Source organism: Paracidovorax avenae ATCC 19860 (genome assembly GCF_000176855.2).
Taxonomy (GTDB): Bacteria; Pseudomonadota; Gammaproteobacteria; order Burkholderiales; family Burkholderiaceae_C; genus Paracidovorax; species Paracidovorax avenae.
The window spans coordinates 560,572-575,715 of the sequence record NC_015138.1 but is presented as its reverse complement, the minus strand read 5'-3'; the positions used below and the strand labels follow the sequence as shown (position 1 = coordinate 575,715).

At 71.1% G+C, this 15,144-nt stretch carries 14 protein-coding genes; 9 read left to right on the top strand and 5 right to left on the bottom strand.

The features are described 5' to 3' along the window. Positions 1-189 precede the first annotated feature (189 nt). Complete coding sequence (locus ACAV_RS02550; RefSeq protein WP_041828528.1) at positions 190-1,578, top strand: leucine-rich repeat domain-containing protein; 1,389 nt, start codon at positions 190-192, stop codon at positions 1,576-1,578. A gap of 117 nt (positions 1,579-1,695) precedes the next feature. Here the strand turns inward: ACAV_RS02550 and ACAV_RS02545 are convergent, their stop codons facing one another. From ACAV_RS02545 to ACAV_RS02530, 5 genes are all read right to left on the bottom strand, one after another. Next, the gene (locus tag ACAV_RS02545) at positions 1,696-3,447 is read right to left on the bottom strand and encodes a pectate lyase (protein WP_013593015.1); all 1,752 of its coding nucleotides are present in this window, start codon (positions 3,445-3,447) and stop codon (positions 1,696-1,698) included. A 149-nt stretch (positions 3,448-3,596) separates the two neighbouring features. Next, positions 3,597-3,740, bottom strand: coding sequence for a hypothetical protein (locus ACAV_RS24435; protein WP_013593014.1), 144 nt, complete (start codon positions 3,738-3,740; stop codon positions 3,597-3,599). Then, positions 3,724-5,313, bottom strand: a complete 1,590-nt coding sequence (locus ACAV_RS25170; protein ID WP_013593013.1) for a hypothetical protein — start codon at positions 5,311-5,313, stop codon at positions 3,724-3,726. The genes ACAV_RS24435 and ACAV_RS25170 overlap by 17 nt, the downstream gene beginning before the upstream one ends. 551 nt (positions 5,314-5,864) lie before the next feature. Continuing rightward, entirely contained in the window at positions 5,865-6,773 is a 909-nt protein-coding gene (gene sctT / locus ACAV_RS02535) for a type III secretion system export apparatus subunit SctT (RefSeq protein ID WP_013593012.1), read from the bottom strand. A 4-nt stretch (positions 6,774-6,777) separates the two neighbouring features. Beyond that, positions 6,778-7,320, bottom strand: a complete 543-nt coding sequence (locus ACAV_RS02530) for a type III secretion protein (protein ID WP_013593011.1) — start codon at positions 7,318-7,320, stop codon at positions 6,778-6,780. Between the two features lie 240 nt (positions 7,321-7,560). Between ACAV_RS02530 and sctU the strand changes: the two genes are divergently transcribed. From sctU to ACAV_RS02490, 8 genes are read left to right on the top strand one after another with little or no spacing between them, the layout of a single operon-like run. Then, positions 7,561-8,619, top strand: coding sequence for a type III secretion system export apparatus subunit SctU (gene sctU / locus ACAV_RS02525; protein WP_013593010.1), 1,059 nt, complete (start codon positions 7,561-7,563; stop codon positions 8,617-8,619). 44 nt (positions 8,620-8,663) lie between these two features. Then, a complete protein-coding gene (gene sctV, locus ACAV_RS02520; protein ID WP_013593009.1) occupies positions 8,664-10,727 on the top strand; it encodes a type III secretion system export apparatus subunit SctV in 2,064 nt (687 codons plus the stop codon). An 8-nt stretch (positions 10,728-10,735) separates the two neighbouring features. Next, positions 10,736-11,638 carry a type III secretion HpaP family protein gene (locus ACAV_RS02515; RefSeq protein WP_013593008.1) on the top strand — a complete coding sequence of 301 codons (903 nt, stop codon included), beginning with the start codon at positions 10,736-10,738 and terminating at the stop codon, positions 11,636-11,638. Then, complete coding sequence (gene sctQ / locus ACAV_RS02510) at positions 11,635-12,756, top strand: type III secretion system cytoplasmic ring protein SctQ (protein WP_013593007.1); 1,122 nt, start codon at positions 11,635-11,637, stop codon at positions 12,754-12,756. The genes ACAV_RS02515 and sctQ overlap by 4 nt, the downstream gene beginning before the upstream one ends. Beyond that, entirely contained in the window at positions 12,753-13,415 is a 663-nt protein-coding gene (gene sctR / locus ACAV_RS02505; protein ID WP_013593006.1) for a type III secretion system export apparatus subunit SctR, read from the top strand. Before sctQ ends, sctR begins: the two co-directional genes overlap by 4 nt. A 20-nt stretch (positions 13,416-13,435) precedes the next feature. Beyond that, complete coding sequence (gene sctS / locus ACAV_RS02500) at positions 13,436-13,699, top strand: type III secretion system export apparatus subunit SctS (protein WP_013593005.1); 264 nt, start codon at positions 13,436-13,438, stop codon at positions 13,697-13,699. Then, positions 13,696-14,670: a hypothetical protein gene (locus ACAV_RS02495; RefSeq protein ID WP_013593004.1), complete on the top strand. Its 975-nt coding sequence runs from the start codon at positions 13,696-13,698 to the stop codon at positions 14,668-14,670. The genes sctS and ACAV_RS02495 overlap by 4 nt, the downstream gene beginning before the upstream one ends. Continuing rightward, positions 14,667-15,122 carry a type III secretion system chaperone family protein gene (locus ACAV_RS02490; RefSeq protein WP_013593003.1) on the top strand — a complete coding sequence of 152 codons (456 nt, stop codon included), beginning with the start codon at positions 14,667-14,669 and terminating at the stop codon, positions 15,120-15,122. Before ACAV_RS02495 ends, ACAV_RS02490 begins: the two co-directional genes overlap by 4 nt. Positions 15,123-15,144 lie beyond the last annotated feature (22 nt).

Below are 15,144 nucleotides of genomic sequence, written 5' to 3'. Positions count from 1 at the left end.
GGGCCCGCCCGCGCGCGGCGGGCGAAGCCGCGTGCGGTACCGCGAAGCCCCCCTGGCCCGCTCCTGGTCATTCCCGGGTCGCCGCCCTCCCTCGCCACGCCGGCGTTCTCTTCGTGTCCGCAGGCACCTCCGCGCCGCTGCCCCCCTACCCTGGGCGCTTTGCAATCCGCCCTCGCGCGGCGACACACCATGAACGCCTTCTCCCATGCCCCTGCCGGCCCGGACGCCGGCCCCGAGGAACATACCGTCCGCGACGTCCGGGGCCTGCTCGCGCTGTGCCGGGAGGACATGCGGGGCCTGCGCGGGCTCACCCTGCGTGGCGACTTCTGCGACGACGACCTGCGCCTGCTGCCCGCCACGCTCCAGTCCCTGGAGCTGTCCGACTGCACCGGGCTGACGGCTCGCGGCCTGTCGTGGCTGCTCGCCCTGCCGCTGGCCACCCTGGCCCTGCGGCGCATGGCCCTGCGGCCCGAAGCCGTGCACGCGCTGGCACGCCACAGCCGCCTGGCGACCCTGGAACTGGCCCACGTGCCGCTGGATGCGGAGGGAGCGCGTGCGCTGGCGGGCGCGGGCTCGCTCGCCACGCTGCGGCTGGACCATTGCGGCCTCACGCCGGAAGGGCTCGCGGCCGTTTCGTCCCTGCCTCGGCTTTCGCGCCTGCAGGCCCGCGGCAACGGACTGGGCCCCGAAGCCGCGCCCGCGCTGCCGGGCCTGCGCAGCCTGGTGGAACTGGACCTGGACGGCAACCGCCTGGGGGCCGAAGGCGCCGCCGTGATCGCACGCATGCAGGGCCTGCGGACCCTCTCGCTGAACCACAACGCGCTGGGCGACGATGGCGCACGGGCCCTGGCGGCACTGCCCGGCCTGCAGACGCTGTCGGTCCAGGCCAACCAGATCGGGGCGGCGGGAGCCGCGGCCCTGGCGCGCGGTGCCGCGCTGCGCGCCCTGGACCTGCACCGCAACCGCCTGGGCGATGCCGGCGTCCGCGCCCTGGCCACGGGCACCCGGTGGCAGCAGCTCGACCTCGCACGCAATGGCATCGGCGCAGAAGGGGCAGCCGCCCTGGCCAGCCTGCCCGCGCTCGACGCCCTGGTCATCGCCCACAACCCGCTGGGCGATGCCGGCGCCGGCGCCCTGGCGGCTTCGGATTCGCTGCGCTTCCTCGATGCGGGAGACTGCCGCATCGGCGATACCGGCGCCTCGGCGCTCTCGCGCTGCCCGCAACTGGCCTCGCTGGTGCTCAACAACAGTTCGGCGGAGGGTGTGCGCATCGGGGAACGCGGCGCGCTCGCCCTCGCCGCCAGCCCGTCCCTGGAAGAAATCGACCTGGAAGGCCATGCCGTGGGATCGGCCGGGGCCCGCGCATTCGCCGCCAACCCGCGGCTGCGCCGGCTCGGCCTGGCACGCAACCAGGTCGGCAATGCGGGCGCCCACGCGCTTGCCGGCAGCGCCAGCCTGGCCAGCCTGGACCTGTGGGACAACCGCGTCACGGACAAGGCCCTCCACAGCCGCGGCGGCGCCCCGTGGTTGCGCCGCCGCGGCCCGGCACCGCGCTGGGTGAGCCGGGCGGCCGGCTGACCACGAGGGGCGCCCGGCGCCCTACGCCCGGGCAAGGAAAAAAGGCCCTGGCATGCCGCTCGCGCGCATGGCCAGGGCCTTGCCCGGGTCACCGGCGGCGGCCTGCGCCGCGCGCCGTCAGCCGGTATAGCTCTTGGTTCCGCGGTGCTGCGCACCCTCGACCTGCGCAGCCTGGGGAGCGATCACGTCATGGGGCGTGTCCACCACCGTGTTGCCGGCCAGGTGGGTCTTCGCCTGCTCCGCGTCGGAACGCACCACGGCCTCCTTGCCGTTCCTGAACGACGAACGGGTCACCGAGATATCGATCGGAAAGTCCTTTCCGCCATTGGTCCGCACGGCCTTGCCGAAGGTGTCCGCCGTGAAGTTGTCCAGCTTGAAGGAACCGCCGGCGTTGAGCTGGAAGATCTTGTCGCTGGCATTGAAGGCGGAGCTGTTGGTGACCTCCACATGCCCCGGTCCCTTCATCGTGAAGGCATCCTCCCCGACATCGGCCCACTTGATGCGGTCGAGCTTCGCGTCCCCCATCGCATGGATGCCGTCCGCCCCGGACAGCTCCAGGTTGGCGATGGAAGACCCCGACTCCATGCGGATCAGCGGCTTCTGGCCCTCGGCCTGGCCGCCGTCGCCCAGGGCTGGTCCGGCCTTGATCCGTGCACCGTTGAAATCCACCTGCACGCCGGCCGGGATCACGCGGGTGGTGTTGTAGATGCCCACGCCGTCCGCACCCACCGCGTCGGGCTTGAGCGCCTCCTGCAACTGTCTGGCCTGCGCGCTGCTCAGGGGCCTGGAGGGATCCATGGAACGGACCACGGGAGCGCCGCCCTGGCCGGAAGGCGCCGCCACGCCGTGCGCGCCGTCCACGCCCTTGCCGGCTGCACCACCGCCTGCACCTGCACCGGTTCCTGCGCCGGCATGACCGGGGCCGGCACCGCCGCCGCATGCGGGGGCGCCTGCGCCCGGACCGCCACCCGGGCCGCCGCCCTGGCCTGCCGGGCCGCCGCCATCGGGCTTGCCGCCGGACAGCATGGTGATCAGTTGCGTCAGCAGTGCCAGGATCTGCTGGAGCGAATGCCTCCCGCCCTGGCCTTGCAGCAGCTTGTCCACGCCGCTGGTATCGCCCTGCATGAAGGCGCCCAGCAGTTGCTTGACGAGCTCCGCCATGGCCTCGGCGCCACCACCGCCGGCAGCATGGCTGCCGCCCGCCGCGCCGCCACCCGCAGCCTGCAGGCCCAGGCCCAGGAGTTGCACGAACTGCTCCAGCACCTTCAGGAGGACATCGGAGCCGGCGCCGCGGTGGCCCAGCAGCTTGGCGAGCGCCTGGGGATTGCCTAGCAGCATCGCCAGGATCAACTGGCGCACGAGATCGCCCAGGTCATCGTCGTCATCCCCGCTGCCGCTGCCCACGCGGCCGGAGCCGCTGGCCGCGCCATTGCCCGAGAGCGCATCGAGGTTCTTGAGGAAGTCCTTCGCGAAGGACTGGAAGCTGCCGTTGTCCGCGCCATCGCCCAGCCGGTCGAGGGTGCGGGCATCGGAGCCCAGGGCGCGCGCCAGCCTGTTCGCGAACGCGTTCGCCCGCACGGCCGCCAGCGATTTCTCGAGCGCCTGGCCCAGGTGCTTGAGCAGTTCGGCGAAACGCTGCAGCACCCCCTCCGGGCCGTTGCGCTGCCCCTCCGCGGAGCGCGTGCCGCCTGTGCAGCCGACGCCATGGCCCCCCTGGCCGGTGCCCTGCAGGGCCTTGAGCACCTGCTCCAGCACCTGCAGCACGAGCTGGTCGATCGCCAGTTCCGCGCTGCCTGCCGGCATGGCCGGCGGCGTCTCGGTGGTCCGCAGCGACGTGGATTGGGAATATGTCTGAAGAGAGACGGACATGGATGTGGATTCCTGTGAATGGATGGAAGAGAAACGGATCCCTGCGGGACAGGGCCTCGCTGCGGGCATGGCAGCTGCGCGCCCTCCCTCGGCAGCCTGCAGGCGGATATTCCGGCGGAATGTGGAAAGGAGACCGGCGCGGGTCGAGTTCAGAAGACCATGCCGCGGCCGGTCCGGGGCCGGCCGGCAGCCCCCGCCGACGAGGCGCGTTCCCCGCCGGACCGGGGCACCGCCCGCAGCGACGGACCGCCCATGGGCAGTCCGCCGTCCTGCAGGTCAGCGGGACGCTGCATGCTGCTCCTGGGGAGCGGCAGCCGGCGCAGGAGCCGGGGCAGGCGCCGGAGCCTGCGTGGCTTCGGGCTGCTGCACCTTGACCGGCTCGGGCACCGGGGGCCGGGCCTTGGCAGCAGGATCGGAATCACGCTGCGTGCCGTCGCGGCTGTCCGACTCGGTCGAGGCGGGCTGGGGTGCGGCGGTGCCCGACGGCTGGGGTGCCGGGGTCGGGGCGGGAGCAGGAGCCGGAGCGGCGGCCGGAGCCGGCGCAGCCTGCCCACCCTGCGGAGCCTGTCCGCCTTGTGCGCCGCCTGCAGCCGGCGATCCGCCACCGCTGCCGCCACCCTGGCCACCGGCCTGGTCGGCGCCATCGTTGCCGGGCTTCTTGCCGGTCAGCGCCTCGATCAGCTTCATCAGCATCTCGAGGATCTGCTTGAGCTGCTCCTGGCCCTTCTCGCCCTTGAGCATGTTGTCCACGCCGCTGGTGTTGCCCTTCGCGAAATCGTCGAGCAGTTGCTTGATCTGGTCCTCGGGGCTGCCGGCACCGTCGGCGCCCTGGGCGCCACCGCCCGAGCCACCCGCACCCTGCGCGCCGCCCGCCTCCGGCGAGCCGCCGCCAGCGGGGGCACCGCCTCCGGCGCCTTGCGCGCCGCCAGCACCACCCTGGGCGCCACCTGCACCGCCCTGCGCACCGCCGGCACCGCCAGCGCCCTGGGGAGCACCCGCACCGCCGCCGTTGCCGCCGCCCTGGCTGCCGTTGTTGCCCTTCAGGGCCATTTCCAGCAGCTGGATGAACTGCTTGAGCACTTCCATCAGCTTGTCGAGCGAAGCGTCGCCCTTGCCGTCCGCACCGCCCTTGTCGCCGGCGCCGTCCTTGCCCGACACGTTGTCAGCGCCCTGCGAATCGCCCTTGAGCAGGCGTTCGATCAGTTGCTTGACCAGGTCGCCGATGCTGCCATCGGAGCCCTCCGCGCCATCTGCGCCGCCGGCGCCACCAGCGCCTTCGGCTCCGCCGGTTCCACCGGCACCGCCCGCGCCATCCGCGCCGCCGGCATTGCCTGCGCCGCTGGCACCACCGCCCGAGCCACCACCCACGCTGCCGCTGCCGTCGGCACCGCCCGCACCGCCCTGGGAGAGCGCGTCCAGGTTCTTCATGAAGTCCTTGGCGAAGTCGTTGAAACTGCCGTTTTCCTTGCCGTCATCGAGCTTGTCCAGCGTCTTGGCATCCGTGCCCAGCGCGTTGGCCAGCTTCTGCGCGAAATCGTTGGCCTTCTGGTCGTTGAGCGACTTGTCCAGCGCTTCGCTCAGGCCCTTGAACAGTTCGGCAAAGCGCTGCAGCGCACCTTCCGGGCCCGAACCTCCCTGGTTGCCGCCGGCACCGCCGGGACCGGACGCGGAATCGGCACCGCCGGGTGCCTTGCCGCCGCCCTTGTTGCCGAGCTTGTCCTGCAGCGCCTTGAGCACCTGCTCGATGATCAGCATCATGATCTGCTGCAGCGGATTGTCTCCGCCGCTGCTGCCGGATGCCGCGGACGAATCGCTGGAAAGGCCCAGCGAGGAGGTTTGCATCTGCGTCTGGAGAGAAATGGCCATGGATGAACTCCTGTGAGGTGAATCAAAAAAGCAGCGGCCGCCCTGCGGCGGACGCCGTTGCCGCAGTCCTGGGATGCAACCGCTTCCCGGACCACCGCCGAGCGATGGCCGGCATGCACGGCCAGCCACCCCGAAGGCGGCCGGCGGCAGGCATGCCGGGCAACACGTCCCGACCTCCCGCTCCTGGCTGCGCACGTTCCGCCGCGGGCACGCAGCGCGCCGACACTCCGAACCAGGAAGGAGCAACGGCGCGCTGCGTGCACGAAAGCAGAAACCCGCACGGCAGGCATCGGGAGATCGCACTGGCACGTTAAGAGCCGGCCCCCGCAGTCCGCGGGCGCCACGCGAAGACGGCGCAGCGGATGCGAACCGTCTGCGGCAACGGGTATGGCCGCAGCGGATGCCCGGGGGGAACACAGGGGGCGGGAACGGCAGCGGCCCGCGCCTCTGCATGCGAGGCCGACCCACGGCAACAAGCGCCGGGTGCCCTGCAGGGCATGCCGGCGCACGAATGGAGTGAAGACGGCGGAGCGGGACCAGGCCCGTGAACGCTAGCGACCTGCAGCGGTGCTCGCAGCAGGGCCGGTCGCCGGCGCAGGCACCGGTGGCGAAGCCACGCCTGCGGGACCGGAATCCGCCGGGTCACGCGGGGCGAAGATGCGCTCCAGCCGCTGCGCCACGGGCCGCAGGGTGAGCTGCTCGCGCACCTGGTGGAAGAAGACCCCCACCAGCAGCACCAGCAGGAGCATGGTGGCCGCGCCCTTGATGGGCTGCGCCAGGCTTCCGGGCTCGAGCTTCTCGGCCGCCTTGCTGAGCAACCCCATGCCCAGGTCGATCAGCATCAGCGTCATGAGCACCGGCCCCGCGATCTTGAGCACGGTCTGCGCGTAGCCGGCGACCTCGTCGGGAAAGAAGCGTTCCGCCAGCACCGGCCAGCTGGGCATCATTCCCGTCAGCGGCCACCAGTCGTAGCTGTCGAACAGCAGCCCCACGAACACCATCATGCCGCCCAGCATGTAGAAGCCCACGATCGCCAGCTGCATGAGCAGGTTGCCCACCGGCGTGCTCTGCTGCCCGCTGAGCGGGTTGGTCTGCTGGATGTTGTTGTAGCCCGCCTGGTTGTCAATCAGCATGCCGATGCCTTCGGCCGCCCAGAACACCACCGAGACGGCGAATCCGATCAGCATGCCGATCAGCGCCTCCTTCACCACCAGGGCGATGAAGACCAGCGGGCTGGTGGACTCGAGCAGCCCCGAAGGCTGCCCCCACGCCACGAAAGCCCCCAGCAGCAGCACCGTCCCGTTGCGCACGCGCCCCAGCAGCAACTGGTCGTTGGTCGCCGGCAGCACCAGCATGGCCGCATAGAAGCGTGCGCAGCAGAGCGCGAGCAATCCCAGCATGCCGTGCAGGTCTCCGCCCAGCCGGACCAGCGCATACCCATTCTGCAAATACTCTTCCATCGCGTCAGACCTCCACCGCCCTCGATGCCCCGGATCGCGCGCCGGTGCGCCGCCCCTGCCGCGCAGCGGCCAGCATGCGGGCCACCGCGGTTTCCTCGGCCTCCTCGTCCTGCGCGTCCTCCTGTGCGCGCTCGGCGGCCGCAAGGGCCTGCTCCAGGCGCTCGCGCGTGGCTTCCAGCTGCCGCTGCGCACGGCGCACGGCCGCGTCGCGCAGCCGGACCTGCTCGCGGGCCGCCTCCACCCGCCCCTGGGCCTGCGCCGCATGGCGTTCGGCCTCCGCGCTCCGGCCCTGCGCCTCGGACACCAGCATCTGCAGGGTGATCGCATCGTTGGCCACGAAGCAACTGCCCGCCGACGTGGCCGACGCCAGCCGCTCGCGGCGCGCACGCTCCGCATCGCGCGCATGCGACTCCTCGGCCTGCGCCTGCGCCAGTGCCTCCTCTTCGCCTTTCAGCGCCTGGATGCTGTCCTGCAGGGCCGCTTCGGCCTGCTCCGTGCGGCGTGCCTTGAGGCGCACCAGCGTGCGCAGGCCCTTGATCGTGCTCACGAGTTCTCCATCGGCCGATCCACCCCGGCCAGCTGGCCAGCAGCCTGGGGCATAGGAGCCCGCGCGGCGCCGGCCGCCCCGAAGCCGTCCACCGGAATGCGAAACCCCGGAGCACATGCGCGCCCGCCCTGCCACCGCTTCGCACCGGGCGGCACCGCTTCGCCCGGCACGGGGTTCCGCGGCCGCCCGGCCCCTAGATTGGCGCATGCCGCGCATTCCGCGCTGGATCGATGGCCCACCATGTCGGAAAAAACCGAAGAGCCCACAGCCAAGAAACTCAAGGACGCCCGCAAGAAGGGCCAGACCACCAAGAGCCAGGACCTGGTGGCCGGTGCCGTCCTGGGTGCGGCCCTGCTCGTCCTCACGGGTGCGGGCCCCCTGCTCTACGACCGCGTGCGCCGCATCGTCACCACGGCGCTGGAACAGGGCGTGCGCGTGCACGGCACGCAGGAGCTGCTGGCGCTGCTGTCCTCCATGGCGCTCGACGGCATGGCGGTGGCTTTCGGCATGGTCATCGTCTCGGTCCTGGTGGCCGTGCTGGCCCTGCTGCCGCAGGTCGGCTTCATGATCACCTTCGAGCCCCTCACGCCCAAGTTCGACAGCCTGAACCCCGCCGAGGGGCTCAAGAAGATGTTCAACGCGCGGTCGCTCGTCGAATTCGCCAAGTCCGTCCTCAAGGCCGTCGTCTTCGGCGCCGTGCTGTGGCACATCGTGACCGGGCTGGTGCCCCTGCTCGTGGGTTCCGTCTATCTCACGCCCGAGGCCAGCGGAAAGATCGCCTGGAGCGCGCTGCTGAAACTCTTTTCGTTCGCATTCCTCGTCTTCCTGGTCATCGGCCCCCTCGACTTCGGCCTGCAGCACTGGCTCTTCATCCGGGACCAGCGCATGAGCAAGGACGACGTGAAGCGCGAGAACAAGGACAGCGAAGGCGACCCGCACCTCAAGGGCCACCTCAAGTCGCTGCGCGAGGAAATGGCGACATCACCGCCGCAGGAACGGGTGCCGGGCGCCACGGTGGTCGTCACCAACCCCACCCATTACGCCGTGGCGCTGCGCTACGAAGCCGGCGCGACCCCGCTGCCCATCGTCGTGGCCAAGGGCATGGACGAACAGGCCGCCGTCATCCGCGGACTGGCCGCGTTGCACCACATCCCGCTCATCGCCAACCCGCCGCTGGCGCGGGCCCTGCACAAGCTGCCGCTGGACCAGCCCATTCCCGAGGAACTGTTCGAGGCCGTCTCCGTCGTGCTGCGCTGGGTGGCGGAACTCGACCGGCTCGGCGGCGGCAGCCCGCGCTGACGCCCTGCTTTCCATCCCGTGCCCCGCTCCCCGAGGACCACTCCATGGCCAAACGATTCGACTCCACCCTGGTCAACGACCTGACGATGGCCGGCTTTCTCGTCGGCGTGATCGCGCTGATGATCCTGCCGCTGCCCACGCTGCTGATCGACTCGCTGCTCGCGATCAACCTCAGCATCAGCGTGCTGCTGCTGATGACCACCCTGTTCATACCGGACGCGGTCTCGCTCTCCACCTTCCCTTCGCTGCTGCTGTTCACCACGCTGTTCCGGCTGTCGCTGAACATCGCCTCGACCAAGGCCATCCTGCTGCACGCCGACGCGGGCCACCTGATCGAAAGCTTCGGCCAGCTCGTGGTGGGCGGCAACCTCGTGGTGGGCATCGTGGTGTTCCTGGTGATCACCATCGTGCAGTTCATCGTCATCGCCAAGGGCTCGGAGCGCGTCGCCGAAGTCGGCGCGCGCTTCACGCTCGACGCGCTGCCCGGCAAGCAGATGAGCATCGACGCCGACCTGCGCGCCGGCCTGCTCACCGCCGACGAGGCCAAGGCCAAGCGCGCCCGGCTCAGCATGGAGAGCATGCTGCACGGCGGGATGGACGGCGCGATGAAGTTCGTGAAGGGCGACGCCATCGCGGGCCTCATCATCACGCTGGTCAACATCCTCGCGGGCATCGTGGTGGGCATCATGTACCACAGCATGACCGCCGGGGAGGCGGCCAACCGCTTCGCCGTGCTGTCCATCGGCGACGCCATGGTCTCGCAGATTCCCGCGCTCTTCATCTGTATGGCCGCCGGTATCCTGACCACCCGCGTGGCCGACGAGCACCGCAAGAAGCCCACCTCCCTGGGCGAGGACATGACGGAGCAGCTCACGCGCAATACCCGCTCCATGTACCTCGCGGGCGCGCTCACCCTGGGCTTCGCGGCCATTCCGGGCTTTCCCGCCGTTCCGTTCTGCCTGCTGGCGGCGGGCCTGGTGGGCGGCGGCCAGTGGCTGTCGCGCAGCCGCAAGTCGGCCACGCCGGGCAGCGCCAAGACCCACTCCAAGCCCATCGCCTCCCTGCTGCGCGAAGGCGGCAAGGGCGAGGGCACGGCCATCCAGCACCGCGCCCCCGAATTCGCCAAGCCGCTGTCGATCCGCCTGTCCGACCCGCTCGCCCGCCTGCTCAATGCCGAGCGGCTCGACCAGGCCCTGAACAAGGAGCGTGAAGGGCTGCAGACGCGGCTGGGGCTGCCCTTCCCCGGCGCCGCGATGTGGGTCTGGGACGGCCTCCAGGACCTGCGCTTCGACATCCTCATCAACGACGTGCCCGTGGCACAGCCGCAATTGCCCGGCGACATGCTCCTGCTGCTGGACCCGCAGTCCGCCCTGGCCGCGCAGGCCCAGCGGCACGGCCCGCTGCTGGGCATGGAGGAGTCGCTCTGGGTCCCCCAGGCGGCCATCCCGCCCGCCCAGCGCGCCGGGGCCTGCCTGGAGATCGAGCAGGTGATCGCCCGCGAAGTGGTGGAGATGCTCCAGCGCCACGCCCACCTGTTCATGGGCGTGCAGGAAGTGCAGTGGATCATCGAGCGGGCCACGCCGGAATATCCGGGGCTGGTGGCCGAAGTGCAGAAGGTCATGCCGCTGCAGCGCATGGCCGAGGTGCTGCGGCGCCTGCTGGAAGAACAGGTGCCCATCCGCAACATCCGCAGCATCTTCGAAAGCCTCATCACCTGGGCGCCCAAGGAAAAGGACCTGCTGCTGCTCACCGAATACGTGCGCTCCGACCTGGGCCGCTACCTCGCGCACGAGGCCGGCGGCGGCCAGCGGCACATCTCGGCCATCCTGCTCGCGCCGGAAATCGAACAGGCGATCCGCGGCTGCATCAAGCCCACGCCCGCCGGCAACTACCTCGCCATGTCGCCCGACGACGCGCGGGACATCACCGACCGCATCGCGGCCGTCGCGCGCTCGTCGCCCGCCACGGGCGTGGCCCTGGTCACGTCGATGGACATCCGCCGCTACGTCAAGAAGATGATCGAAGGCCGCATCGACTGGCTGCGCGTGTATTCCTTCCAGGAACTGGGCAGCCTGATCGAGCTGCGGCCGATCGGCCGCGTCGCCTAGCCTGCGCCATGGGCCAAGACCTCTCGCAACTCCGCCCGGGCCCCTCCGGCAGCCGCAGCCTGGCTCCGGAGGCCGTATGGCGCGGGCCATCCACCCTGCCGCAAGCGGCCGGCGCCGCCCACCGGTTCCAGCGCCACCTGCTGGGCGATGCGGCCGACGCCATGCCGGAATCCGCCGGCTTCCTGCAAATGCCAGCGCGGCGTGCGCCCGCGGGCCCCGCCGAGCCAGACACGCCCGCCGCAGCCTCGCCAGTGCATCCGCTGCCCGTCCACGCCTGCAACCCGGACGAGGAGGCCCCGCCGTGGCCCGGACCGGACGCCATGGCGGAGAGACAGGCCCGGTCCAGCGCGCTGGCAGCGAAAGACTATCCTGCGGCCGGCCAGGCCGCTGCACCGGACAGCGCCACGCCGTCCGCCGACACCGCGGGCCCCACGCCGGACGCGGCCCTCGCCGCGACTCCCGACACGACCCTCCCGCCGGCCCCGGCTCCCGCCACGGCGCCACCGCCCCCGCAGGCGCCTTCCCTGGCGCGCCAGGACGGCGATACCCCCCGGCAGCCCGGGCAGGACTCCGGAGCGGAACAGCCCGGCGCCGGCGCCCCGGCGCGCCCTGCCGCGGCCGATGCGCCCGCCTGGCTGCAGGACACCGTGCAGCGCATCGCATGGCTGTGCGCCCAGGCCGATCCGGCCTTCCAGTCCTGGTCCGTCACGGTGCCGATGGACCCGGCCGTGCTCCCGGAAAGCGAAGTCGCCCTCACCCTTTCGCCTTACGCGATGAGCCTTCGGTTCCGCACCCAGTCCTCCGAATCGGCACGGCTAATCTCCCTCCATCGCGATCCACTGCGTGCGCAGCTCGAGGCATTGGGCCCCGGACAGCGCGGCATCGACATCGATCTGGAATCTCCAACGTGAACGTCCTCGCGCCCCCATCCGCCACCAACGCCGAACTGGCCGACTGTCTGCCGACCGTGCCCGCCGGCGAGGCGCATCTGGCGCGCATCGCCTTCGACCGCCGCTTCGCGCGCTGGGCAGCCGGCCTCTGCGGACAGCCGCAGGGGCGCGTGGCAGCCGCCACGCCCGGCCACCGGCACGAGGCGGCGATGCTGGACTTCTCCTGCATGCACGGACACCTGCAGGTCTCCGTGCCCGTGTCGGCATGGCCGGCGCTCGGCATGGCGGCCCGCCTCGCCGATGCCGCGCTGGCGCGCGAAGTGGCGGAAACCCTGCTCGCAGGCCCCCTCGCCGCCGCGGCGCCGGTGCTGCCGGGCCTCGCCCTGTCCGCCGTGGCCGTGCGCCCGGCCGTGCAGGCGCCACTGGAATGGACATGCGGCGGCCTGCGCATCGGCCTGCATGCCATCGACGGCACCGTGGCCGCCAGGCTGCAGGCCAGCCTCGCGCATTCCGCGCAGGCCGACGGCGCCCCCTTCGCGGCGCTGCGCCTGCCCGGCACCGTCCGCCTCGCCACCCGCAGGCTCGCGCCCGCGGACCTCGCCACCCTGGCGGCAGGCGATGTCGTCCTGTGCGGCACGCTCGCCGCAGGCCGGCGGCGCCCCTGCCATCTCTCTTTCGGACTGGGAACCACCATGCACATACCCGCAGAACTCGATCTGGACGACTCCGAAATCGCGCTGCACGCCGCACCGCAGGCCGATGCCTTCGCGGACCTGGACGATGGCAGCGCCGAGCCGGCTCCCGCCAGCGCCGCCGCGGAAATCCCGGAAGACGCCGGCAGCGAAGCCGCCCTGCCGGCCACGCCGCTCCCCCTGGCCGACATCGGCAGCATCCGCGTTCCCGTCGCCATCGAGATCGACACGGCCCACATCCGCCTGGACGAACTCGCGGCGCTGGATGCCGGTTCGGTCGTCCCGCTCGCCGTCCCTGCCCGCGACGCCACCGTCCGCCTTGTCTGCCACGGCCAGGTCGTGGGCACGGGCCGCCTGGTCGTGATCGGCGAAAGCCTGGGCGTGCGCATCGCGCACATGGCGGCGGCCGGCGCAGCCGCATCGCCCACGGCAACGGACGCACCATGACGCCGATTTCGGGACTCGATCCCATCTCGCTGGCGCTGGCGCTGATGCTGCTGGCGGTGCTGCCGTTCGCCGCCATGATCGTCACGTCCTACACCAAGGTGGTGGTGGTCCTGGGCCTGCTGCGCAACGCGCTCGGCGTGCAGCAGGTGCCTCCCAACATGGTGCTCAACGGCATCGCCATCATCATCTCGGTGTACGTCATGGCCCCGGTCGCCATGGAGGCCTCGGACCGCATGCAGATGCTGCCGCCCTCCGCGCAGAGCTCCAACACCCAGCAGATGCTCGCCGCCGCCTCGGCCGCACGCGAGCCGTTCCGCAAGTTCCTGGACAAGCACGCCGATGCTGCCGAGAAGGCGTTCTTCCTCAAGTCGGCCCAGGCGCTCTGGCCCGAGGACCGTGCCCGGTCGCTGCAGGCCGACGACCTCGTGGTGCTGGCGCCCGCTTTCCTGCTCACCGAGCTTACCGCCGCCTTCCGCATCGGCTTCCTGCTCTACCTGGCCTTCATCATCGTCGAGCTGGTCATCGCCAACGTCCTGCTGGCCATGGGCCTGTCCCAGGTCTCCCCCACCAACGTCGCCATCCCCTTCAAGCTGCTGCTCTTCGTCGTGCTCGACGGATGGTCCCAGGTGATGCACGGGCTGGTCATGACCTATCGCTGACTGCACGGGGCTCGCTCGCCATGAACCACGACAACATCGTCCAGCTCACCTCCGAGGCCCTCATGCTGTGCCTGCTGCTGTCGCTGCCGGCCGTGGCCGTCGCGGCGATCGTCGGCCTGCTCGTGGCGCTGGTGCAGGCCGTCACCTCGCTGCAGGACCAGTCGATCTCGCAAGGCATCAAGCTCATCTGCGTGACGGTCACCGTCGCCGTGAGCGCCCCCTGGGTGGGCAGCACCGTGCTGCAGTTCTCGCAACGGCTTCTCACGGCCGTCTTCACGCCATGATGCAGAACCTGTTTTCGGTGTTCCGGCTGAAGCAGCTGCGCACGCGCCAGCTGCAGCAACAGCAGCTGGTCAAGCGCGAAAACCTGCGCACGCAACTGCATGAAGAAGCCGTGCAGGACCGGCAGCGCGCCGTGCTGCAGGGCCGCTATGGCGACTATGTCTTCAAGACGCTGGGGCGCCCCCCGCCTCCACCGCCGCCCCGGCACAGCCACCTGCCGGGCCAGGGCAGCGAGCATGCGCCCACGGAGGAGCGCACGCCGCTGGACTTCCTGGCCGACTTCGAACAGGCCAAGGAAACCGGCGAATCCGCGCGCAGCGAGCACAAGGGCCAGGAAGAGGAAAGCAGCCGGGAGGTGCGCGAGCGCGGCCGCGAAGGCCTCGCGGAGCACCGCCGCGACCTGGAAGAGCAGGAACAGTACTCCCAGGACATCTTCCTGCAGCCCGGCAGCAACACGGCGCAGCAGGACACGCGCGATGGCGAGTCCGGCTCCGGCGGGCAGTCCGGAGGCCACCACCAGGGCAGCGATGGCCGCGGCCATGGCGGACAGGCGCAGGCGGGCGGCAGTGCGGCGAAGCTGCGCATGCAGGCCATGCTCGCGGACCTCGAGGTGGGCATGTCCAGCGACGACCCCATGGTGCAGGCCGACACGCTGGTGGCCGCGCTAGGCTCGATCGTCTGGGCATCGCACGGCGCCGGGCACCCGGTACAGGCGATGCTCCTGGCACGGATCGCCGAGCACCTGCGCCGCCAGAACGGCGGCAAGCCGCTCACCACGGTGGCCGAGGTGCGCGAGGCGCTGCTGCGCGCCGGCATGGACGTATCGAGCAAGCCGTCCGACCGTTTCGCGCTGCTGCCCCTGCAGCTCCTGAACTACAGCCGGCCCCGGACCACGTCGCAGCTGCGGCTGACGACGGAACGTCTGGCCGGCGGGCCGGCATGGCTTCTGCCGCGCATGCCCGAGCGATCATGAGCTTCCAGCAGTACGAGCAACTCGTCACCGATCTCTGCGGTGTCATCGACCTGCCCGATTCCCGGGCCGTGCTGGACCGGGGCTGGGTGGAAGTCGAAGGCTTCGAGGTCCAGATCGCGCACTACGAGAACGACGTGGGCGCGATGTACCTGAACTTCCATTTCGGCATCGTCACGGCAGGCCGCACGCTGGCCGTGTACCGCCTCCTGCTGGAGGCCAATCTCACGGTCTATGCGCAGGACCAGGCGCAGGCCGGGATCAACCCGGACACCGGCGGCATCATCCTCATCGTGCGCGTGCCGATGACGCCCGACATCACGGGCACCTGGCTGGCCGAAACGCTCACGCACTATGCCGAGCACGGCCGCTACTGGGGCGACAACATCCTGACCTCCACCGACGAGGCCTTCCTGGGGATCTGCTCCGGCGAATACCTGTGGATCAAGGTCTGAGCCCGGCCCCTGGCGGGGCGGG

Bases quoted from the DNA above. Each gene is read 5' to 3' on its own strand.
- ACAV_RS02550 (WP_041828528.1), top strand. From the start codon at position 190: ATGAACGCCTTCTCCCATGCCCCTGCCGGCCCGGACGCCGGCCCCGAG.
- ACAV_RS02545 (WP_013593015.1), bottom strand. From the start codon at position 3,447: ATGTCCGTCTCTCTTCAGACATATTCCCAATCCACGTCGCTGCGGACC.
- ACAV_RS24435 (WP_013593014.1), bottom strand. From the start codon at position 3,740: ATGCAGCGTCCCGCTGACCTGCAGGACGGCGGACTGCCCATGGGCGGT.
- ACAV_RS25170 (WP_013593013.1), bottom strand. From the start codon at position 5,313: ATGGCCATTTCTCTCCAGACGCAGATGCAAACCTCCTCGCTGGGCCTT.
- sctT (WP_013593012.1), bottom strand. From the start codon at position 6,773: ATGGAAGAGTATTTGCAGAATGGGTATGCGCTGGTCCGGCTGGGCGGA.
- sctU (WP_013593010.1), top strand. From the start codon at position 7,561: ATGTCGGAAAAAACCGAAGAGCCCACAGCCAAGAAACTCAAGGACGCC.
- sctV (WP_013593009.1), top strand. From the start codon at position 8,664: ATGGCCAAACGATTCGACTCCACCCTGGTCAACGACCTGACGATGGCC.
- ACAV_RS02515 (WP_013593008.1), top strand. From the start codon at position 10,736: ATGGGCCAAGACCTCTCGCAACTCCGCCCGGGCCCCTCCGGCAGCCGC.
- sctR (WP_013593006.1), top strand. From the start codon at position 12,753: ATGACGCCGATTTCGGGACTCGATCCCATCTCGCTGGCGCTGGCGCTG.
- sctS (WP_013593005.1), top strand. From the start codon at position 13,436: ATGAACCACGACAACATCGTCCAGCTCACCTCCGAGGCCCTCATGCTG.
- ACAV_RS02495 (WP_013593004.1), top strand. From the start codon at position 13,696: ATGATGCAGAACCTGTTTTCGGTGTTCCGGCTGAAGCAGCTGCGCACG.
- ACAV_RS02490 (WP_013593003.1), top strand. From the start codon at position 14,667: ATGAGCTTCCAGCAGTACGAGCAACTCGTCACCGATCTCTGCGGTGTC.